The following is a 19,859-nucleotide window of genomic DNA, read 5'->3' as shown; positions in this document are numbered from 1 at the left end:
GCCCAAGTGATCACCACACCCCGCCTCGTCCTCACCGCCGTTGTCCTGCTGTGTGCCGTGAATCTGTCCGGCACCACGGCAGTCGCCGACGACACCCCCAGCCAACCCCCCGGCACCGAACCCACCGCCACCGCCCCCGTGAAGGTCGACCCCACCGACCCCGACCTCAAGCTGCCCGAAGGGGCCACGCTGGCTGCGGCCAAGGTGTTGGACATCAAGTCGGTCGTGGAGGATCAGAGTGGGGACGAGCGGCGGGAGGACACCAACGCCGATGTGACCTTCGCTCTGCAGGCCGAGGTGCTGTTCGGCAAGGACAGCGCCAAGCTCGACGAAGACGCGAAGGCCCGCATCGCCACCATCGCCGAGGAGGTCAAGAAGCAGAACGCGGCCCGGGTCCGTGTCTTCGGCTTCACCGACAACCTCGGCTCCTCCGCCCACGGCGACACCCTGTCCAAGCAGCGCGCCAACGCCGTACAGGCCGTCCTCGACCAGGACCTGAACGACTCGGGCATCACCTTCGACGTCCGCGGCTACGGCGAGCAGTACCCGATCGCCGACAACTCCACAGAGGAGGGCCGGAGGAAGAACCGCCGGGTCGAGGTGTCCTTCCCCCGCACCCAGCAGTAGCCCGGCCGGCCGGCTCCCCGCCTCCTCGCCCCCCACTTCGTACTCGGACCAGATCCGACGGGTGCCGTCCGCGTCGCTCGCCGGGCCCCGGCGCCTCGGAGTCACGGCCCTCGACCGGCACCGGTGCCTACGCCGTCTCCACCCTCACCCGCACCCCCGCCCGCAACCCCCACCCCGCCATCGTCCCCGCCTCCGCCTCCACCACGTGCCGTGCCCGCAGCCGGGGCAGGCCCAGGCGGCCGGGACGCATCGTGCGGACGGCGATGACGGTCAGCCGGCGGTCCAGGTAAGCCACGTCGATCGGGATCCGCATCCCGAACGTGTGCACCCCGCTCGCCGGTGACAGCAGCATCGCCCCGGTGATCGAGTCCCGGTCCAGGAGCCCCCTCGTCCGCGCCCGGTAGGTGCTCGCGATCTCCAGGGGGAGAACCGTCGGGTGTTCCCCGTCCTCGCCCCCCGGCACGATCAGCTTCCCCACCCCGTCCCGCCGGCGTCTTCCCATGGCCCCGCGTCCCCCTCCCACGACCTGTCGGCGCCCCCGGCTCTTCACCCGGGAAAACCGGTTGTCACCCCTCACCCTCCCCACTAGGAAGAAGTCCATGACAGGACTCGGTGTCGTCTTCCGCCCCCAGCTTCCGCCCGAGCGGCTGCGAGCCGTTGCCCGCCTCGCGGATGACGTGGGGCTGGAAGAGCTGTGGTTGTGGGAGGACTGTTTCCTGGAGGGTGGGGTGTCCACGGCTGCTGCCGCACTCGCCTGGACCGAACGGGTGCGGGTCGGCATCGGGCTGCTGCCCGTGCCGCTCAGGAACGTGGCCGTCACCGCCATGGAGGCCGCCTCGCTGGAGCGTATGTTCCCCGGCCGGGCCATCCTGACCCTGGGACACGGCGTGCAGGACTGGATGGGGCAGGTCGGTGCCCGGGCCGCCTCACCGCTGGGTCTGCTCGGCGAGCATCTCGACGCCCTGCGCGCCCTGCTGCGCGGGGAGCGGCTCACTGTGCAGGGGCAGTACGTCCGGTTGGACGACGTCGCTCTCGACTGGCCCCCGCCGCACCCGGTCGACGTGCTCGCAGGCGGCACCGGGCCCCGTACGCTCCGGCTCTCCGGCGAGAAGGCCGACGGCACCCTCCTGACCGCTGCCACTTCGGTGGACGGCGTACGGCGGGCCCGGAAACTCGTCGAGGAAGGGCGGCAGGCGGCCGGTCGCGGTGGTGCACACCGGCTCGTCGTCTATCTCCTGGCCGCCACCGGGGACGGCGCCGGCGCCCGGCTGCGCGCCGAACTCGCCGCCGAGGGGCTGGCGTCGGTGCCGGATGTCGGGGTCGCCGGGGACGCGGCTGCCGTGGCGGAGGCCGTGCGGCGGCTGGCCGAGGCCGGCGCGGACACGGTGGTGCTGCAGCCCACCGCCGACGAGCCCGACCCGGAGCGCTTCGTGCGCTTCGCCGCGGAGGAGGTCCGGCCACTGGTGCCGTGACCGAGCCCTGCCCCACGCCCCGCCCGGCCGTCGCTCAGCTCCCGGCGTTCCCCCGCGGATGGTCCCCCGTCGCCCCGTCGATCAGCTCCCGCACGATGTCCATGTGCCCGGCATGCCGCGCGGTCTCCTCGATCATGTGGACCAGGACCCAGCGCAGGGAGACGGTGTGGTCCCGCCAGGCCGGGTGGCCCGGTGCGTCCAGGGGCAGCTCGGTGATCACCCGGTCGGCGGCGGCTCGGGCGCGGCCGTAGAAGGCGGTGATCCGGTCCGTCGTCTCGTCGGGGGCGATCCGCATGTCCTCGGATGTGTACGGGTCGAACCAGAGGGGTTCCGTCTCGCGGCCGAAGGTCTCCACGAACCAGCCGTACTCGACCGAGGCCAGATGCTTGACCAGGCCGAGCAGGCTCGTGCCGGTCGGGGTCATCGGGCGGCGCAGCTGCTCGTCGTCGAGGCCGTCGAGTTTCCAGAGCACTGCGTCGCGGTGCCGGTCCAGGCTCCGGTGCAGGGTCTCCTTCTCACCGGCGGTGTACACGGCGCCGGAAGCATCCGTGGTGTCGGAGGCGTCCGCGGCATCCGATGCGGCAAAGGCGTCAGAGGTCGTCATGCGCGGGGAAACTAGCAGGGCCCGGCGGCCGTCCGCTGTGATCATGGCGGTATGCCTGCTGACCGTTCCTTCGAGGACCTCGTGGCCGAGGGCGTCGCCGTGCCCACCGAGGGGTGGGATTTCTCCTGGTTCGAGGGGAGGGCCGGTGAGGCCCGGCCCTCGTGGGGGTACGCCCGGTCGGCAGGGGAGCGGCTGGCCATGGCCGAGGCCGCGCTCGACATCCAGACCGGCGGCGGGGAGGTGCTGGACTTCGCGCTGGGCCGGGCGGAGCCGGCCCGGCCGGTGCTGGTCGCTGCGACGGAGGGCTGGCCGCCGAACGTGGCGAAGGCCACCGCCCTGCTGCGGCCGCGCGGCGTCGTGGTGGTCGCCGCCCCGGACGACGCACCGCTGCCGTTCGCCGACGAGGCGTTCGACCTGGTACTGAGCCGCCATCCGGTGCGCCCGGACTGGGCCGGGATCGCCCGGGTGCTGCGGCCGGGCGGCACGTATTTCGCCCAGCATGTGGGGCCGGGCAGTGTCTTCGAACTGGTCGAGTACTTCCTCGGGCCGCAGCCGGAGGAGGTGCGGCGGGCCCGTGATCCGGAGCGGGAGCGGGCGGAGGCCGAGGCGGCGGGCCTGGAGGTGGCCGGGCTGCGGGCGGAGCGGCTGCGGATGGAGTTCCATGACATCGCCGCCGTCGTGCATTTTCTGCGCAAGGTGGTCTGGATGGTCCCGGGCTTCACGGTGGAGGCGTACGAGCCCCGGCTCCGTGCGCTGCACGAGCACATCGAGCGGGAGGGGCCGTTCGTCGCCCACAGCTCCCGGCAGCTTTTCGACGTACGTAAACCAAGGGAGTGACGGCTGTTCGACGTACGTAAACCAGGGAGTGACGAAACCGGCATACGGCAGGAAACAGGTGACGGTTCACCTCAGTGTTCCCTGCGGTTTCCACATTGTTATCGAGCCTGGTTCACATCCGTCTCACAGGTCACGTAAGTTCAGACCAAGGTAATTCGCGTGAGCAAAGCTGCGCGGGCGGCACCGCGCAGTGGAGGGGGTTGCGCGGTGCCGTGAAGCCGCATGATCTTGGTCGGAGCGCGTGGCGGAACCGTGAAGTCACCGTTCGCTGACCGAGTCGCCCGTCGGGGGGACCCCGGACAACTCGCCGACGCACCCCCAAGATGGCTCAATCCTTGCGAATCCCTGCGTATTCGGCCGCATTTCCCTGGGATTCCGCAGTGAATCGGCCATGAAGCGCCCCTGAATGCACCATTCCGGGGCCACGGAGCGGTTGCCGGGTGATTCCGGAGAGTAGTTGTCTCGCGCCGATGCACCCACCATCCCTCACGAAGGGTTATGGTGGAAACCCCCCCTCGGGCCGGTCCGTCTCCCCCCCACGGACCGGCCCGTTTTTTGTGGCGGACGTCCAGGAACCGCTCGAACGGCGCCCGTCGTCCTCACCCAGGGCCTGGGGAACCCAAACCCCGGACCGTGAGCGGGCGCCCGGCACCGGTAGGCTCCGGCACCTGACCCCGCGCCAAAACCCCCGGAGGGCCACGTGAACCTGCGCGACAAGCTGCGCGGCCTGCTCGTCAGGCTCTACGCACGCCGGGTGGAGGGCCACCTTGACCACGCTCAGGTGCCCAAGCACATCGGCGTCATCATGGACGGCAACCGCCGCTGGGCCAAGGCGAGCGGCTCCAGTGCCGTCCACGGCCACCGGGCCGGTGCCGAGAAGATCGAGGAGTTCCTCGGCTGGTGCACCGAGACCGACGTCGAGGTCGTCACCCTGTGGCTGCTGTCGACCGACAACTTCGAGCGGCCGCAGGAGGAACTGGTCCCCCTGCTCGGCATCATCGAGGACGTCGTCCGCACCCTCGCCGCCGACGGCCGCTGGCGCGTGCACCACGTCGGCACCATGGACCTGCTGCCCGCGGGCATGCAGCGCACCCTGAAGGAGGCCGAGGAGGCCACCGCCCACATCGACGGGATACTCGTCAACGTGGCCATCGGCTACGGCGGCCGGCAGGAGATCGCCGACGCCGTGCGCTCCATGCTGCTCGACGCGCACGACAAGGGCGTGGCGGTGGAGGACCTCGCGGAGTCCGTCGACGTCGACATGATCGGCCGTCACCTCTACACCGGGGCCCAGCCCGACCCGGACCTGGTGATCCGCACCAGCGGCGAACAGCGGTTGTCCGGATTCATGCTCTGGCAGACGGCCCACTCCGAGTACTACTTCTGTGAGGTCTTCTGGCCGGCCTTCCGGAAGGTCGACTTCCTGCGCGCGCTGCGCGACTACGCGGCACGTCACCGGCGCTACGGCGGCTGACCGCCCGGAACCGCCCCGTCGCCGCTTGGTGACGGGGCGTTGTCGTTTCCCCCGGTTCGTGTGGACGTAATGAGGAGTTCACCGGCGCGCTGTTGGCCGTATTTGCATGGCAGTGCATGTTCGAGGGCATAAGCCAAGCAGGTCGACACCCGAACCACGGGTGTCGGATCTCAGCGGGCGGCACGGAGCCGTTCGCCCGGGAGGCCCTTTGCACCAGCCCGATCGTGCGGTCACAGCGCGGACGAAGAGGCGGAGGGCCGGTTCTCGGCCCGTGCAGGGCGGCCGACGACCGGCCTGGATTTCCCCGCCCTCCCGGCCCGGCTTCCACTCCGTCGCTCCCCGACCTCATCCGAGGGGGTACGTCCTTCCGTGGTGACCAGCGCAAAGCGCCACAAGTCAGACCGGCGCACCTATGTTCTCGACACCAGCGTCCTGCTGGCCGACCCGAACGCCCTGACCCGCTTCGACGAGCACGAGGTCGTGCTCCCCATCGTCGTGGTCACGGAACTGGAGGCCAAGCGGCATCATCCCGAACTCGGCTACTTCGCCCGCCAGGCGCTGCGCCTGCTGGACGACTACCGGGTCCGGTACGGCCGTCTCGACGCCCCCATCCCGATCGGGGACCTCGGCGGCACGATCCGTGTCGAGCTCAATCACTCGGACCCCAGCGTGCTGCCCACCGGCTACCGCCTGGGGGACAACGACTCCCGCATCCTCGCGGTGGCACGCAACCTGCAGGCCGAGGGGTTCGACGTCACCGTCGTGTCGAAGGACCTGCCGCTCAGGATCAAGGCGTCGTCGGTCGGTCTCCTGGCCGAGGAGTACCGGGCCGAACTCGCCATCACGGAGAACTCGGGCTGGACCGGTATGTCCGAACTCACCCTCTCCGGTGAGCAGGTGGACATCCTCTTCGAGGAAGGGCACGTGTACGTCCCGGAGGCCTCCGACCTCCCCGTGCACACCGGCCTGACCATCCAGTCCGAGCGCGGCAAGGCGCTCGGGCGGATCACCTCCGAGGGCAACGTCCGCCTGGTGCGCGGCGACCGGGAGGCGTTCGGCATCAAGGGCCGCAGCGCCGAGCAGCGCATCGCGCTCGATCTGCTGCTCGACCCGGACGTCGGCATCGTCTCGATGGGCGGCCGGGCCGGCACCGGCAAGTCGGCGCTGGCGCTGTGCGCGGGCCTGGAGGCGGTCCTGGAGCGCCGGCAGCACCAGAAGGTGATGGTCTTCCGGCCGCTGTACGCGGTCGGCGGACAGGAACTGGGCTATCTGCCGGGCAGCGAGGCGGAGAAGATGAGCCCGTGGGCGCAGGCCGTCTTCGACACGCTCTCGGCGGTCACCAGCCGCGAGGTCATCGAGGAGGTCACCGCGCGCGGGATGCTGGAGGTCCTCCCGCTGACCCACATCCGCGGCCGGTCCCTCCATGACGCGTTCGTGATCGTGGACGAGGCGCAGTCGCTGGAGCGGAACGTGCTGCTGACCGTTCTGTCCCGGATCGGCGCCAATTCGCGGGTCGTTCTCACGCATGACGTGGCACAGCGGGACAATCTGCGCGTAGGCCGTTACGACGGTGTGGTCGCCGTCGTGGAGAAGCTGAAGGGGCACCCGCTCTTCGCCCACGTCACGCTGACGCGGTCCGAGAGGTCCCAGATTGCGGCGCTTGTGACCGAAATGCTGGAGGACGGACACATCTGACGCTGAGCTGACGGCTGTTGGCGCCGTCCGGCAAAGGCCATGAGCCTAGCCGGGCGGCGCCTTCGTGCGTGGAGGTTTCCTGAAATCACCAGGGCCAAACGGGATGTGAGCTTTCACACGCAACACAGAATTGCCACCCGGCGTCCGGTTGCGGCAGAGTCTCAGTCCTGTCAGGCCCCGCATACGGCACACGTGTACCCCCAGCGGTTCGCACCACAGCAGCACCATCAACTCCATAACGCCGCCGTATGCCGCCCGAGCACCACGCGGCGCTTCCGCTGAGGGAGTTGCCCACCGGGCCCGCGCCTCCCGTGACCCCGCAGTTGGGAGGCCAGTGCCAGGGGCACGATTGCGTCCGCCAGGGTCACCGAAGCGGGCGATGCTGGAAGGAAACCGTGTGAGCCGGATTTCGGTCCGGGGATTCGCAGTGGCCTCCGCCACCGCGGTCACCGCTGTCGGAAGCGTCGTCGGCGTTGCCTCGGGCAGCACCGCGCAGACCAACGACGCCGAGGCTACGGCAGCCGACACCACGCTCCTCGCGGACATACCCGCGGGTCAGCAGGTGCAGGTGCAGGCCGCGTCCGCGTCCCTGACGCAGCAGGCCGACGCACAGGCCATCGCCGCGGACACGAGCGCCAAGAAGGACGCCGAGGAAGCGGCCCGCAAGGCTGCCGCCGAAACCGCGATCGCCAAGAAGGAAGCCGCTGAGAAGGCGGCTGCCGAGGAGGCCAAGGAGCGCGCCGAGGCGAAGGCCGCGGCCAGCCGCGACGACGTCCGCGACTCCTCCAGCTTCCCCACCCAGAGCAGCTACACCGTGGCGCAGATCCAGGCGATGGCGCGTCAGATGGTGGCCTCCGGCCAGTACCAGTGCTTCAGCAACATCGTGGACCACGAGTCCAGCTGGAACTACCGTGCGGTGAACGCCTCCTCCGGTGCATACGGCCTCTTCCAGGCCCTGCCCGGCACCAAGATGGCCTCGGCCGGTGCCGACTGGCAGACCAACCCGGCCACCCAGATCAAGTGGGGCCTCAACTACATGAACAGTCGCTACGGCAGCCCGTGCCAGGCGTGGTCGTTCTGGCAGGCCAACCACTGGTACTAGGCCGACCGCCGGTCACCGGTACCGAGCCGCCCGGCTCCGCTCGACCTCGCGCAGCCCCTCCCCGTCCTCAGGGGAGGGGCTTTCGCCCTGTACGGTCGTACCCGAACGACTCCAGGGGGGAGTGGTGGCGAGCACCCGGGGACGCGGGGAAAGAGGACGGATCATGTCGCGAGTGCCAGGGTGGCTCGGCCGGCTCGGGGCCGGTCTCACCGAGATGAGCGAGCGTCTCGACGAGCGTCGCGCGGAGGCGGAGAAGGACCCCTCCGGGTCCGCCGGACAGGCCGGTCCGGAACCGGCCGCCGCACCCGCCGCCGACCCGCCCCCGCCCGCCGCCCAGGGCCCTCGCCCCGACCCGGCCGAGGCCGTGCCCTGGGGCGTACGGGTCGCGGCCGAGGCCGGCTGGCGCCTGCTCGTCCTCGCCGGCACCGTGTGGGTGCTGATGCGGGTCATCAGCGCCGTCCAGCTGGTGGTGTTCGCGTTCGTCATCGCCCTGCTGGTCACCGCGCTGCTGCAGCCGACGGTCGCCCGGCTCACCCGTCGCGGCGTGCCGCGCGGCCCGGCCACCGCGCTCACCGCCATCAGCGGCTTCGTCGTCATCGGCCTCATGGGCTGGTTCGTGACCTGGCAGGTCATGGAGAACATCGACACGCTCTCCAACCAGATCCAGAGCGGCATCGACGACCTGCGCAACTGGCTGCTGAAGAGCCCGTTCCACGTCACCGACAAGCAGATCAACCAGATCGCCAAGAACCTCCGCGAGGCGATCGGCGCCAACGCCGACCAGATAACGTCCGCGGGCCTGGAGGGAGTTCAGGTCATCGTGGAGGCGCTCACCGGCATCCTGCTGGTGTTCTTCTCGACGCTGTTCCTGCTTTACGACGGCGAGCGGATCTGGCAGTGGTTCCTGAAGCTGGTGCCCACGGCAGCCCGCCCGGGCGTGGCCGGCGCCGGCCCGCGTGCCTGGCGCACCTTGACCGCGTACGTCCGCGGCACGGTCCTCGTGGCGCTCATCGACGCCATTTTCATCGGTATGGGCATCTACTTCCTGGACGTGCCGATGGCCGTCCCGCTGGCCGTCTTCATCTTCCTGTTCTCGTTCATCCCGCTGGTCGGCGCGGTCGCCTCCGGCGCGCTCGCGGTGATCGTGGCGCTGGTGACCCAGGGTGTCTTCACGGCCGTCATGACCCTCGTGGTCGTCCTCGCGGTCCAGCAGATCGAGGGGCACGTCCTGCAGCCGTTCATCCTCGGCCGTGCGGTCCGGGTGCACCCGCTGGCGGTCGTCCTGACCGTGGCGGCCGGCGGCATGGTGGCGGGCATCGGCGGCGCGGTGGTGGCCGTACCGCTGGTCGCGGTGTCGAACACGGTGGTGGGCTATCTGCGGCAGTACTCGCAGGAGATGGAGCGGCAGAAGGCCGCCGCTTCTGCCGGGGGAGAACCCGCCGGGGAGCCGGCCCCGGCCGGCGCGGAAGAGAACGCGCGCGTCTAGGGCGGCGCAGCACCGCGGGCGGTGCAGGCTCAGCCGTAGAGCACGGCCATGGCGGCGAGCAGCAGCGCGGCCGAGGCCACGACGGCCGGCACGCGGTGACGGCGCCACGCGGCGAGCGCGAGGGAGCAGGCCCAGGCCCCGCCCGCGAGGGCGACCGCCGGCCGGCCGAGCACCGCCTGTGCGGCCCCGAGGGGAAGCACCCCGAGCAGGACCGTCGGCGGGACGATGACGAGCCGCGGCCGGATGTCCAGCCATCGGTAGACGACGCTCAGGACGGTCGCGGAGACGGCGAGGACGAGGGGAACAGCCGTCACACCCCACCAGGTGAAGCACAGGCCGTCGGTCGTCGCGCACTCCGCGTCGGTGCGGTGGACGGCCCACGAGAGGTAGCTGCGGGCGGCGACGGCCAGCAGCGCTCCCGTCGCGGCCGCACCCAGGACGCGGGGCAGCGCGGACCGCGTCGGCGTGGGGTGAGTCTCCATGCCCGCAGCCTTCCGCAACCGCCTGCCGCGGGGCCTGAGTACGGGTACTCAGAAGACGGACGACGGCCCCCTGCCCACCAGGTGGGCAGGGGGCCGTGATGCGCCGCCTCGGGTCACTCGGCCAGTACGGCCTCGGCCTCGAGGGTCACGCCGACCGCCTGCACGACAGAGGCGATCTTGAACGCCTCCTGGACGGTCTCGCGCTCCACGCCGGCCTTGCGCAGCACCTGCTCGTGCGAGTCCAGGCACATGCCACAGCCGTTGATCGCGGAGACCGCGAAGGACCACAGCTCGAAGTCGACCTTCTCCACGCCCGGGTTGCCGATGACGTTCATCCGCAGGCCCGCGCGCAGGGTGCCGTACTCGTGGTCGGACAGCAGGTGCCGGGTGCGGTAGAAGACGTTGTTCATCGCCATCACCGCGGCGGCGGCCTTGGCGGCCTGGTACGCCTCCGGCGACAGGTTCGCCTTCGCCTCCGGCTCCAGCTCACGCAGCACGATCGGGGAACGCGAGGCGATGGCGGTCGCCAGCACCGTGCCCCACAGCTGCTGCGCCGGCAGCTCCGAGTTGCCGATGACCGAGCCCAGGTTGAGCTTCAGGTCCTTGGCGTAGTCCGGGACGCGGGACTTCAGCGAGTCGAGCGACATGGGTCACTCACCAGCCAGCAGCGCGACCGGGTCCAGGGTGTCCTCGCCCTTGCTCCAGTTGCACGGGCACAGCTCGTCGGTCTGCAGGGCGTCCAGGACCCGCAGGACCTCCTTGGGGTTACGGCCCACGGAACCGGCGGTGACCATGGTGAACTGGATCTCGCGGTTCGGGTCGACGATGAAGACGGCACGCTGCGCGAAGCCGTCCTCGCCCTCGATGCCCAGGTCGCGCATCAGCTCGTGCTTGGAGTCGGCCAGCATCGGGAACGGCAGGTCGGTCAGGTCCGGGTGGTCCTTGCGCCAGGCGTGGTGGACGAACTCGGAGTCACCGGAGAACCCGAGGATCTGGGCGTCACGGTCGGCGAACTCGTCGTTCAGCTTGCCGAACGCGGCGATCTCGGTCGGGCAGACGAAGGTGAAGTCCTTGGGCCATGCAAAGACCACCAGCCACTTGCCCTCGTAGGACTTGTGGTGGATCTGCTCGAACTCCTTGCCCTTCTCCAGCGAGACGCAGGCGGTCAGTTCGAACTCGGGGAACTTGTCACCGACAGTGAGCACACGCTCTCCTTGCAGCAAAGAAACACCCCTTTTGGGGATGTTTCCCATGGGTTGGACGTTATCGATGTTGGCACAGGGTGCATTGATTAGTGAAATAGCTACAATGGGTCAGGTTGATCGGAGGTGGCTATCAGTGACTATCAGTAACGGCAAGCGGAGGCAGCCGAGCCTGGCCCAGCTGCGTGCCTTCGTCGCCGTGGCCGAGCATCTGCACTTCCGGGACGCGGCGGCGGCCATCGGAATGAGCCAGCCCGCCCTGTCCGGCGCCGTCTCGGCGCTGGAGGAGACGCTCGGCGTGACCCTCCTCGAGCGTACGACCCGCAAGGTACTGCTCTCGCCCGCGGGGGAGCGGCTGGCCGTGCGGGCCAAGGCGGTGCTGGACGAGGTCGGGGCGCTGCTGGAGGAGGCCGAGGCGGTCCGGGCGCCCTTCACGGGCGTGCTGCGGCTCGGGGTGATCCCGACGGTCGCGCCGTATCTGCTGCCGGCCGTACTCCGGCTCGTCCACGACCGCTACCCGCACCTCGACCTCCAGGTGCACGAGGAGCAGACCTCCAGCCTGCTCGACGGTCTGAACTCCGGCCGCCTCGACCTGCTGTTGCTTGCCGTGCCGCTCGGTGTTCCCGGAGTCGTCGAACTTCCCCTCTTCGACGAGGACTTCGTGCTCGTCACCCCGCTCGACCACTGGCTCGGCGGCCGGGAGGGCATCCCCCGCGAGGCGCTCAAGGAGCTGAACCTGCTGCTCCTGGACGAGGGTCACTGCCTGCGCGACCAGGCCCTCGACATCTGCCGGGAGGCCGGACGCGAGGACGCGCCCGTCACCACCACGGCCGCGGGACTGTCCACGCTGGTCCAGCTGGTGGCGGGTGGCCTCGGCTGCACGCTGCTCCCGCGCACCGCGCTGCAACTGGAGACCGCCCGCAGCAGCCAACTGCTGACCGGCTACTTCGCCGAGCCCGCCCCGAGCCGCCGAGTCGCCTTCGCCATGCGCGCGGGAGCGGCCCGCTCCGCCGAGTACGAGGAGCTGGCGGCGGCCTTGAGGGGCGCGCTACGGCCCCTGCCGGTACGCGTGCTGGAAGCCTGAGGGGCCGCGCCCCGAAGGGCAGAGAACTCGGAAGGGCGCGGGGCCGTACGGGACATGCGGCTTCGCAGCACGCCGTGCGGGACATGCGGCCGCGGCGGGACGGCCGGCCACGACGGCGCCGCAGCCGAACCGGCCACTGCGGCGCCGCGATGGAACCGGCCACGGCGCCGCAGCCGGCCGACGGCGGTCCTACTCCGTCCGCAGTCCTTCCGGCCGCATCAGCCGGATCAGCGGCGGCAGGCTCAGCAGGGTGACCGTGAGGACCACCGCCGCGCCGGCGCCGGTGAGCGACAGTACGCTCGCCCAGTCGACGGTGACCGGGGTCGCCGTCATCTTCAACAGCACCGCACCCAGCGCCAGGCCCACCACCGAGGCCAGCAGCAGACCCAGCGCGATCGGCAGCGCCGTCTGCCACAGCACCGACAGTCCCAGCGTGCGGCGCCGGGTGCCGAAGGCGACCAGCGACGACAGCAGCTTGCGCCGCTCCCGCAACTGCTCCAGCTGGGACACCAGCAGGCTCGCTCCGATCAGCCCCAGCACACAGACCGCGCCGATGAACAGGCCGGTGCGCAGGGAGGCGAACTTCGTGGACGTCAGGGTCGGCGACAGGCTCCAGGCGGTGGCGAGCCGGTCCACGTGCGCCGCCGTGTTCCGTACGTACTCGTTCGCGTCCGGCACCGACGGATCGAGACGGACGAAGACCTGGTGGTACAGCGTCGGCGCGGCCCGGGCGGGCAGTGCGGACGGGGTGAGCAGCAGGCCGGAGAGGCCGGACTGCAGGGAGTCCTTGCGCGCGGTCGCCTGCCGCAGGCCGGCCGGCACCGTCCAGGGAACCTCGCGCCCGCGCTCGCTGCTGTAGCTCGGGTCGATGAATCCGTGCCGGCCCGCACGCCGGAGGGCCCGCAGCGCGGCGTCGTCGTCCTCGCCCGGCAGGAGGAACACGTCACCGTCCCGGCAGGACGGCAGGTGGGCCAGCTCGCGCAGCGCGGTGCAGTCGCCGACGGTGATGCCCGCCGTGGTGGCGGGATCGCGGCGGCGCTCGCCGAACCCGCCGCTGGAGATCGTCACCGACGCCTGTACGCCCTTGGTGCGGGCGAACTCGCGGGACGCCACCGCAACCCGGGACCGGTCCGACAGGTCGATCTCCATCGACGCCCGCTGCGGGTCGCGGCCGGTGTCCTTCGTGTACTGGCTCTCCACGCCCGCGAACAGCATCTGCAGCGCGATCGCGCCGGCCACCGCCACCGCGATGCCGTTGACCATGCGGGCCGCCGTGCCGCTGCTCAGCTGCAGGCGCCGTACGGCCAGTTGCCAGGAGACCGCACCCGCGCCGAGCCGGGCGACGACCGCCTCGACCAGCCAGGGCAGCAGCGCCGTGATGCCGACCAGCAGGAGCAGCACGCCGCCGATGACCAGGTACTGGTTGAACTCGCCGTGGCTGCGGCCGTTGCCGATCATCGGGTACAGCATCCCGAGGCCCGCCAGCGGCAGCAGCAGCCGCCACCACAGGCGCCGCCGGGCCTGCTTGGCCGTACGCACCACTCCGAGCGGTTCCACGACCACCCCGCGCATCGCGAGCAGCGTCACCAGTACCGCGGCGGCCGGAACCGCCACCGCGACCAGCAGGGCCAGGGCGGGGGAGGGGTCCACGTAGCTCGGGAAGAAGCTCTCGCCCATCACCTCTACCGAGCCGGCCACCTGCCGTCCGATCAGGAAGAAGACCGTGCCGACGGCCAGTCCGAGCAGCGCCCCGGCCAGGGCCTCGCCGGCCGCGATCCGGCGGGTCATCCGGCTGTCGGAGCCCACCAGCCGCAGCGCGGCCAGCCGCCGGTCGCGCCGCTCGCCGCCGAACCGTACGGCCGCGGCGATGAACACGGCGACCGGTGTCAGCAGGGCGACGAACACCACCAGCGTCATCAGGATGAGCACCGGGTCGGCCCGCTCGGTCGTCGTCGGGTGCTGTTCCCCGAACGCGGTCAGCCGTACCACGCGCGAGCTGTTCTTGCTCGCCACCATGTCGTCGGCGCCCGCGTAGTAGGCGAGTTCGTGCGAGCCGAGCAGGCCGGGCTCGTCGATCGTGTCGATGATGCGGTCCGCGAGCCGCTCGCGCAGCAGCTTGCCCGCGTCCGAGGCGAGCAGCTCCTTCAGTGCGGGCGAGGCGACCATCTCACCCTTCGCCGGGAAGCGGTCCACGCCGGGCGGCAGCGGCGCCCGGGACCCCTCGGGCTGCAGCAGCCGGCCCCGGATGTCCTTGTCGTGCCACTCGGTGTCATTCATGCCGACCAGTACGGTGTTGTCACCCTTGGGCGGCATGGGCGCGCCGAAGGTGAGGTCCTGCCGTGCCGAACCCCGCTGGTCCCGCGCCGCCAGGACGTTCGGCAGCGCGGTCGTCAGCAGCAGCAGGGCGACGCCCAGGCCGACGCCCACCGCCGTGAGTACCATCCGGACCCAGCCCTCGCGCCCGCCGGAGAACGCGAACCGGATCCCCATGCCCAGGTCCCGGGACCTCCCCCACGCTCGGCTTCGCTCGCGCGGGCGCTGCCCCCTCCTGTCGTTCATATCGCGCGCTCCATGTCCCGGGACTTGCCGTCGCGTACGACGATCTCCCGGTCGGAGTAGGCCGCCACCCGGGCCTCGTGCGTGACCAGCACGACGGCCGCGTTGGTGGAGCGGGCGGCGTCCGTCAGCAGCTCCATCACCCGCTCGCCGTTGAGGGAATCGAGCGCGCCGGTCGGCTCGTCGGCGAACAGCACCCGTGGTCCGGTGACCAGCGCCCGCGCCACCGCGACCCGCTGGCCCTGGCCGCCGGAGACCTCGCCGGGCCGCTTGGCCTTCAGGTCGTCCACCTCCAGGCGCTCCATCCAGGTCAGCGCGACCCGCTCGGACTCCTTGCGGGAGGTGCCGTTCAGCCGCAGCGGCAGGGCCACGTTCTCCACGCAGGTCAGCTCGGGGACGAGCTGGCCGAACTGGAAGACGAAGCCGAACTCGCTGCGGCGCAGCGCGCTGCGCTGGGTGTCGGTCATGCCGGCCAGTTCGCGGCCGTCGTAGGTGATGGATCCGGAGTCGGGCGGCACGATGCCGGCGAGGCAGTGCAGGAGCGTCGACTTGCCGGAGCCGGAGGGGCCCATTACGGCGACGACCTCGCCGGGGTGGATGGAGAACTCGGCGCCGTCGAGCGCGATCGTGGGGCCGTAGGCCTTGCGCAGGTTCTGGGCGGCGAGCAGGGAGCCGGGCGGAGGAGTCATCGGGCCACCGCCTCACGGAGCTTGTCGAGCCGGGCGGCCGTCAGCTCCAGCCAGCGCAGGTCGGCCTCCAGGTGGAACAGGGCGTGGTCGCAGATCAGCTGGTCCGCGAGGTCGCCCTTGCGCTTGCGGTCGGTCAGGATGCGCATGCTGCGCAAGTGCTCGGAGCGCTGGGTGTCGAGGATGTCGGCCGCGTCGCGGTGGGTGAGGAGCGCGAGGACGACCTTGGTGTAGAGGGTCGACTGGAGGTACTCCTCCGGCTTCTCCGGGGTGGCGAGCCAGCGCTCGACATCGGTGATGCCGGCGTCGGTGATGGCGTACCGCTTGCGCTCGGGGCCGTCACCCGCCTCGATGCCGTCGACTTCCACGAGGCCGTGCTTCAGCAGCCGGGACATCGTGGAGTAGACCTGGCCGTAGTGCAGCGGCCGGTCGTGACCGAACTTCTCGTCGAAGGCCCGTTTGAGGTCGTAGCCGTGGCGCGGGCCGGACTCCAGGAGCCCTAGGAGGGTGTGACCGATGGACATGCAGAGCACTCTACACACGGTGTATACGCGGGATGTATACGCCGAGTGTGCAGGCCGTGGCGGGCGGTACGGCCCCGCAGGTGGCGCGCGATTGTCATGGTTCCGTAACGACCGGCAGCCCCGTCCCCTGGCCTGGGACGGGGCTGGTCAGGCCGACGGGGGCTTCGGGGCGGAGCCGCCCGGGGGCCGCCCCCGGCGCGGCAGCGGGCCGGTGTCCCGCGGCAGCCGCCCGGCCTCCGCCAGCGCCTTCCGCAGCAGGAACTCGATCTGCGCGTTGGCGGACCGCAGTTCGTCCCCGGCCCACCGGGCCAGTGCGTCGTACACCGACGGGTCCAGCCGCAGCAGCACCTGCTTGCGCTGCTGCGGCCGCCGCCTGGGCGTCTCCGGGGAGTCCGTCACTGGTAGAGGGTCCCGGTGTTGAGGACCGGCTGCGGGGCACGGTCCCCGCACAGCACGACCATCAGGTTCGACACCATCGCCGCCTTCCGCTCCTCGTCCAGGTCCACGATGTCCGCATCCGCGATCCGGGCCAGCGCCGCCTCGACCATGCCCACCGCGCCGTCTACGATCTGCCGCCGGGCCGCGACGACCGCTCCCGCCTGCTGCCGCTGGAGCATCGCCGAGGCGATCTCGGGAGCGTACGCGAGGTGCGTGAAGCGGGACTCGATGATCTGCACGCCGGCCGCCTCGACCCGCACCTGCAGCTCGACGGCCAGCTTCTCGGTGATCTCCTCGGCGTTGCCGCGCAGCGACAGGCCGTCCTCGTCATGGGCGTCGTAGGGGTACTCGATGGCGATGTGCCGCACGGCCGTCTCGGTCTGGGTGGCGACGAACTCGGCGAAGTCGTCCACCTCGAAGGTGGCCTGGGCGGTGTCCTGGACCTTCCACACCACGACCGCGGCCAGCTCGATCGGGTTGCCGTAGGCGTCGTTGACCTTCAGCACGGCGGTCTCGTGGTTGCGCACCCGGGTGGAGATCCGGGTGCGTGAGGTGAAGGGGTTCACCCAGCGCAGACCGTCCTGCCGGATCGTGCCCCGGTAGCGCCCGAAGAGCTGGACCACCCGGGCCTCGCCCGGCGCGACCGTGTTCAGGCCGCGCATCGCGATCAGGGACGCGAGGAGTATGAGGACTCCCGCGGCGATGAGCCCGCCCTCGGCGCCGGACGAGGAGGCGGCTCCTGAGGCGGCGAACAGGACGATCGCGGCGCCGAGTCCGATCAGCCCGAGCAGCAGGGCGAGGCCGCCGCCGATGCTGTGGGCGGTGAACTCCCGCACGCGTGGCGCGGGCATCTCGGGGACGTCGGCGGTGGCGGCCGGCTCGGAAATGGACACAGGGGACCCCCGGTTCTCGAAGTGCCTAGCTTGCTTCTAGCTAAGTGATATCACTTTAAGCCGTCAGGCAACCCTTCGCCACTGATAGCCGTCGGTTCCCTAGGGGCGGGTGCTCATTCTCACGTCCGTAAAAGAGCGGATCGGACGCCCTTTGTCATATAGGGGGGTGTTAGCTTTCGGAGCTGACCCCGAGACGGAAGCGAGCGTAGGGACACATGGGACGAGCGGAAGAGAGACGAGCGCGACAGCGCGGTGGCCACCGCGCGGCGCCCCAACGCCGCCGCTCGGCGCCCGAGGCCGCCACCGCGTCCGCCCCCGGCGGAGAGAACGCGACCGGCGGCACACCCGCGGCCGGCCGCAAGGCCACCGGCGGCGGCAAGCCCGGCAAGAGCCTCATACGCCGGATGTTCACCTGGAAGAAGATCCTCGGGACCTTCTTCGGGATGTGCCTGCTGGTGATCGCGGCCTTCATCGGGCTCTACCTGTACGTCGACGTCCCCGAGGGCAACGCCGCCGCCCAGCAGCAGAGCAACGTCTACAAGTACAGCGACGGATCGCTTCTGGCCCGCAGCGGCAAGGTCAACCGCGAGATCGTCGACCTGTCCAAGGTGCCCCGCAAGGTCCAGCTGACCTTCGTCGCCGCGGAGAACAAGAGCTTCTACAACGACGTCGGCGTCGACTTCAAGGGCACCGCCCGCGGTCTGCTCAACACGCTGGCGGGCAGGGGCAAGCAGGGTGGCTCCACGATCACCCAGCAGTACGTCAAGAACTTCTACCTCAACCAGGACCAGACCGTCACACGCAAGGTGAAGGAACTGGTCATCGCGCTGAAGGTGGACCGCGAGACGTCCAAGGACGACATCCTCGCCGGCTACATCAACACCAGCTACTACGGCCGCAACGCCTACGGCATCCAGGCCGCCGCCCAGGCCTACTTCCACGTCGACGCCGAGGAGCTGTCGGTCGAACAGGGCGCCTACCTGGCCGCCCTCCTCCAGGCGCCGAGCCAGTACGACTGGACGGCCGCCTCGGCCACCGGCAAGAAGCTGGTCACTGAACGCTGGAACTACGTGCTCGACAACATGGTCGAGGAGGGCTGGCTGGCCAAGGGCAAGCGCGACGCCATGCACTTCCCCAAGATCAAGGAGCCCAAGGGCGCCCCGGGCCTCGAAGGACAGAAGGGCTACCTGGTCGAACTCGCCAACCAGCAGCTCGAGAAGCAGCTCATGGAGCAGCAGGGGCTGACCCAGTCGCAGGCGGAGAACGCGGTCATCGAAAAGGGCTGGACCATCACCCTCAACATCGACCGCAAGAAGCAGGCCGCGCTGGAGCGGGCCGTCAAGAGCCGCCTGACCGGCAAGCTCGACAAGAAGCAGCGCAAGGTCGACAACGACGTGCAGGCCGGTGCCGTCTCCGTCGACCCCAAGACGGGCAGGATCGTCGCGCTGTACGGCGGCGAGGACTACTACAAGCACTACTACAGCAACGCCACACGCACGGACTACCAGCCGGCCTCGACGTTCAAGCCGGTCATCCTCGCCGCCGCGCTGGAGGAGAACGCCACCACGCAGGACGGCAAGCCGATCGCCGCCAACACCGTCTACGACGGCACCAGCCGCCGCCCCGTCGTCGACCACGGCTCCAAGGTCGGGTTCGCTCCGCCGAACGAGGACAACCACAACTACGACAAGATCACCGTCCAGAACGCCATGAACGCGTCCGTCAACTCGGTCTTCGCGCAGATGGGCGTCGACGTGGGCATGGACAAGGTCATGAGCACGGCGAACAAGCTGGGCATGGACACCAAGGACATGCAGGCCGTGCCCGCCCAGACGCTCGGTTCCATGGGCGCCAGCCCGCTGGAGATGGCCGGGATCTACGCCACCTTCGACAACCACGGCTACAAGGTGACGCCGTCGATCCTGAAGTCGGCCGAGATCAAGGGCCGTTCGGCCGACATCCCGGACGCGGTCGGCGGCTCGGTGATCAGCCGCACGGCCGCCGACACGGTCACCTCCGTGCTCACCGGCGTCGTCGACGACGGTACGGCCCAGGAGTCGGTGGCGGGCAACCCGCTGCGCAACGGCCAGCAGGTGGCCGGCAAGACCGGCACCTCCGACTGCAACCGCTCGGCCTGGTTCACCGGTTACACACCCGACCTGGTCACCTCGGTCGGCCTGTTCGGTGAGGCGGCCAAGGCCGGCGGCACCGGCTGTGCGGGCGAGCCGATCAAGAAGGGCGCCCAGGTGTCGCTCAGGGGCGCCATGGGCGGCGGCCGCGTGAACGGCGGCGGCCCGCCCGCGAAGATCTGGGCCGCATACACCTTCGGGGTGACCGACCAGTCCGAGTTCGACCTGAACACCACGCAGGGCGCGGCCGTCGAGCCGACCGAGACGCCGACGTGGACGCACACCCCGACCCAGACCCCGTCGCAGACGCCGACCAGCGAGCCGCCGACCTCCCAGTCGCCGTCGCAGTCGCCGTCCCAGTCGCCGTCGCAGTCGCCGTCCCAGAGCCCGTCGCAGAGCCCGACCCAGCCCCAGACCCCGACGACCAAGCCGCCGACGTCGCCCACCACGGAGGACCCGCTCGACCCCGACGCCGACTTCGGCCAGTAGGCGCGCACGGGAAAGGGCGCCCGGAGCCGTGCGGCTACCGCCGCGGGGCTCCGGGCGCCCTTCGCCGTTCTCCGGCCCC

At 70.6% G+C, this 19,859-nt stretch carries 19 protein-coding genes; 9 read left to right on the top strand and 10 right to left on the bottom strand.

What is annotated here, in order from left to right; genetic code table 11:
- Positions 1-6 precede the first annotated feature (6 nt).
- Positions 7-627, top strand: a complete 621-nt coding sequence (locus ACZ4SF_RS06740) for an OmpA family protein (protein ID WP_468379179.1) — start codon at positions 7-9, stop codon at positions 625-627.
- Positions 628-754: 127 nt separating this feature from the next.
- Here ACZ4SF_RS06740 and ACZ4SF_RS06735 read toward each other — a convergent pair whose 3' ends face one another.
- A complete protein-coding gene (locus ACZ4SF_RS06735) occupies positions 755-1,129 on the bottom strand; it encodes a DUF192 domain-containing protein (RefSeq protein ID WP_468379177.1) in 375 nt (124 codons plus the stop codon).
- A 97-nt stretch (positions 1,130-1,226) separates the two neighbouring features.
- On the opposite strand from ACZ4SF_RS06735, the gene ACZ4SF_RS06730 reads away from it, so the two are divergent.
- The gene (locus ACZ4SF_RS06730) at positions 1,227-2,099 is read left to right on the top strand and encodes an LLM class flavin-dependent oxidoreductase (RefSeq protein WP_468379174.1); all 873 of its coding nucleotides are present in this window, start codon (positions 1,227-1,229) and stop codon (positions 2,097-2,099) included.
- A gap of 34 nt (positions 2,100-2,133) precedes the next feature.
- Here ACZ4SF_RS06730 and ACZ4SF_RS06725 read toward each other — a convergent pair whose 3' ends face one another.
- Positions 2,134-2,703: a DinB family protein gene (locus ACZ4SF_RS06725; protein WP_468379171.1), complete on the bottom strand. Its 570-nt coding sequence runs from the start codon at positions 2,701-2,703 to the stop codon at positions 2,134-2,136.
- 51 nt (positions 2,704-2,754) lie between these two features.
- On the opposite strand from ACZ4SF_RS06725, the gene ACZ4SF_RS06720 reads away from it, so the two are divergent.
- From ACZ4SF_RS06720 to ACZ4SF_RS06700, 5 genes are all read left to right on the top strand, one after another.
- Positions 2,755-3,540, top strand: a complete 786-nt coding sequence (locus ACZ4SF_RS06720) for a methyltransferase domain-containing protein (RefSeq protein WP_468379168.1) — start codon at positions 2,755-2,757, stop codon at positions 3,538-3,540.
- A gap of 700 nt (positions 3,541-4,240) precedes the next feature.
- Entirely contained in the window at positions 4,241-5,014 is a 774-nt protein-coding gene (locus ACZ4SF_RS06715) for an isoprenyl transferase (protein WP_468379165.1), read from the top strand.
- Between the two features lie 369 nt (positions 5,015-5,383).
- Entirely contained in the window at positions 5,384-6,709 is a 1,326-nt protein-coding gene (locus tag ACZ4SF_RS06710) for a PhoH family protein (protein ID WP_201831793.1), read from the top strand.
- 397 nt (positions 6,710-7,106) lie between these two features.
- Complete coding sequence (locus ACZ4SF_RS06705; protein WP_468379162.1) at positions 7,107-7,811, top strand: aggregation-promoting factor C-terminal-like domain-containing protein; 705 nt, start codon at positions 7,107-7,109, stop codon at positions 7,809-7,811.
- Positions 7,812-7,974: 163 nt separating this feature from the next.
- Positions 7,975-9,297: an AI-2E family transporter gene (locus tag ACZ4SF_RS06700; RefSeq protein ID WP_468379159.1), complete on the top strand. Its 1,323-nt coding sequence runs from the start codon at positions 7,975-7,977 to the stop codon at positions 9,295-9,297.
- 29 nt (positions 9,298-9,326) lie between these two features.
- Here ACZ4SF_RS06700 and ACZ4SF_RS06695 read toward each other — a convergent pair whose 3' ends face one another.
- The 3 genes from ACZ4SF_RS06695 to ACZ4SF_RS06685 form a co-directional block, all read right to left on the bottom strand.
- Entirely contained in the window at positions 9,327-9,779 is a 453-nt protein-coding gene (locus ACZ4SF_RS06695; RefSeq protein ID WP_468379156.1) for a hypothetical protein, read from the bottom strand.
- Between the two features lie 113 nt (positions 9,780-9,892).
- The gene (locus tag ACZ4SF_RS06690) at positions 9,893-10,426 is read right to left on the bottom strand and encodes an alkyl hydroperoxide reductase (RefSeq protein ID WP_468379153.1); all 534 of its coding nucleotides are present in this window, start codon (positions 10,424-10,426) and stop codon (positions 9,893-9,895) included.
- A 3-nt stretch (positions 10,427-10,429) separates the two neighbouring features.
- Positions 10,430-10,984, bottom strand: coding sequence for a peroxiredoxin (locus ACZ4SF_RS06685; protein ID WP_071381327.1), 555 nt, complete (start codon positions 10,982-10,984; stop codon positions 10,430-10,432).
- A gap of 133 nt (positions 10,985-11,117) precedes the next feature.
- Between ACZ4SF_RS06685 and ACZ4SF_RS06680 the strand changes: the two genes are divergently transcribed.
- Positions 11,118-12,065, top strand: a complete 948-nt coding sequence (locus ACZ4SF_RS06680) for a LysR substrate-binding domain-containing protein (protein ID WP_468379149.1) — start codon at positions 11,118-11,120, stop codon at positions 12,063-12,065.
- Between the two features lie 189 nt (positions 12,066-12,254).
- Here ACZ4SF_RS06680 and ACZ4SF_RS06675 read toward each other — a convergent pair whose 3' ends face one another.
- The 5 genes from ACZ4SF_RS06675 to ACZ4SF_RS06655 all read right to left on the bottom strand — a co-directional run bounded on the left by ACZ4SF_RS06675 (position 12,255) and on the right by ACZ4SF_RS06655 (position 17,120).
- Complete coding sequence (locus ACZ4SF_RS06675) at positions 12,255-14,555, bottom strand: ABC transporter permease (RefSeq protein ID WP_468379146.1); 2,301 nt, start codon at positions 14,553-14,555, stop codon at positions 12,255-12,257.
- Positions 14,556-14,620: 65 nt separating this feature from the next.
- On the bottom strand, positions 14,621-15,310 hold the full coding sequence (locus ACZ4SF_RS06670; RefSeq protein ID WP_468379144.1) for an ABC transporter ATP-binding protein: 690 nt from the start codon (positions 15,308-15,310) through the stop codon (positions 14,621-14,623).
- A complete protein-coding gene (locus ACZ4SF_RS06665; RefSeq protein WP_468379142.1) occupies positions 15,307-15,831 on the bottom strand; it encodes a PadR family transcriptional regulator in 525 nt (174 codons plus the stop codon). The genes ACZ4SF_RS06670 and ACZ4SF_RS06665 overlap by 4 nt, the downstream gene beginning before the upstream one ends.
- A gap of 147 nt (positions 15,832-15,978) precedes the next feature.
- Positions 15,979-16,230, bottom strand: coding sequence for a type II toxin-antitoxin system antitoxin (locus ACZ4SF_RS06660; RefSeq protein WP_468379139.1), 252 nt, complete (start codon positions 16,228-16,230; stop codon positions 15,979-15,981).
- Positions 16,227-17,120, bottom strand: a complete 894-nt coding sequence (locus ACZ4SF_RS06655; RefSeq protein WP_468380401.1) for an SPFH domain-containing protein — start codon at positions 17,118-17,120, stop codon at positions 16,227-16,229. Before ACZ4SF_RS06655 ends, ACZ4SF_RS06660 begins: the two co-directional genes overlap by 4 nt.
- Before the next feature lie 257 nt (positions 17,121-17,377).
- On the opposite strand from ACZ4SF_RS06655, the gene ACZ4SF_RS06650 reads away from it, so the two are divergent.
- Positions 17,378-19,780: a transglycosylase domain-containing protein gene (locus tag ACZ4SF_RS06650; protein WP_468379136.1), complete on the top strand. Its 2,403-nt coding sequence runs from the start codon at positions 17,378-17,380 to the stop codon at positions 19,778-19,780.
- Positions 19,781-19,859 lie beyond the last annotated feature (79 nt).

Source organism: Streptomyces sp. NPDC027663, assembly GCF_055566415.1.
The sequence above is the reverse complement of the archived record's forward strand: the minus strand, read 5'-3'. Positions and strand labels throughout refer to the sequence as shown.

Excerpts from the sequence above, each read along its gene's own strand:
- ACZ4SF_RS06735 (WP_468379177.1), bottom strand. The coding sequence starts at position 1,129 with ATGGGAAGACGCCGGCGGGACGGGGTGGGGAAGCTGATCGTGCCGGGG.
- ACZ4SF_RS06730 (WP_468379174.1), top strand. The coding sequence starts at position 1,227 with ATGACAGGACTCGGTGTCGTCTTCCGCCCCCAGCTTCCGCCCGAGCGG.
- ACZ4SF_RS06725 (WP_468379171.1), bottom strand. The coding sequence starts at position 2,703 with ATGACGACCTCTGACGCCTTTGCCGCATCGGATGCCGCGGACGCCTCC.
- ACZ4SF_RS06720 (WP_468379168.1), top strand. The coding sequence starts at position 2,755 with ATGCCTGCTGACCGTTCCTTCGAGGACCTCGTGGCCGAGGGCGTCGCC.
- ACZ4SF_RS06700 (WP_468379159.1), top strand. The coding sequence starts at position 7,975 with ATGTCGCGAGTGCCAGGGTGGCTCGGCCGGCTCGGGGCCGGTCTCACC.
- ACZ4SF_RS06695 (WP_468379156.1), bottom strand. The coding sequence starts at position 9,779 with ATGGAGACTCACCCCACGCCGACGCGGTCCGCGCTGCCCCGCGTCCTG.
- ACZ4SF_RS06690 (WP_468379153.1), bottom strand. The coding sequence starts at position 10,426 with ATGTCGCTCGACTCGCTGAAGTCCCGCGTCCCGGACTACGCCAAGGAC.
- ACZ4SF_RS06675 (WP_468379146.1), bottom strand. The coding sequence starts at position 14,555 with ATGGGGATCCGGTTCGCGTTCTCCGGCGGGCGCGAGGGCTGGGTCCGG.
- ACZ4SF_RS06670 (WP_468379144.1), bottom strand. The coding sequence starts at position 15,310 with ATGACTCCTCCGCCCGGCTCCCTGCTCGCCGCCCAGAACCTGCGCAAG.
- ACZ4SF_RS06665 (WP_468379142.1), bottom strand. The coding sequence starts at position 15,831 with ATGTCCATCGGTCACACCCTCCTAGGGCTCCTGGAGTCCGGCCCGCGC.
- ACZ4SF_RS06655 (WP_468380401.1), bottom strand. The coding sequence starts at position 17,120 with ATGCCCGCGCCACGCGTGCGGGAGTTCACCGCCCACAGCATCGGCGGC.
- ACZ4SF_RS06650 (WP_468379136.1), top strand. The coding sequence starts at position 17,378 with ATGGGACGAGCGGAAGAGAGACGAGCGCGACAGCGCGGTGGCCACCGC.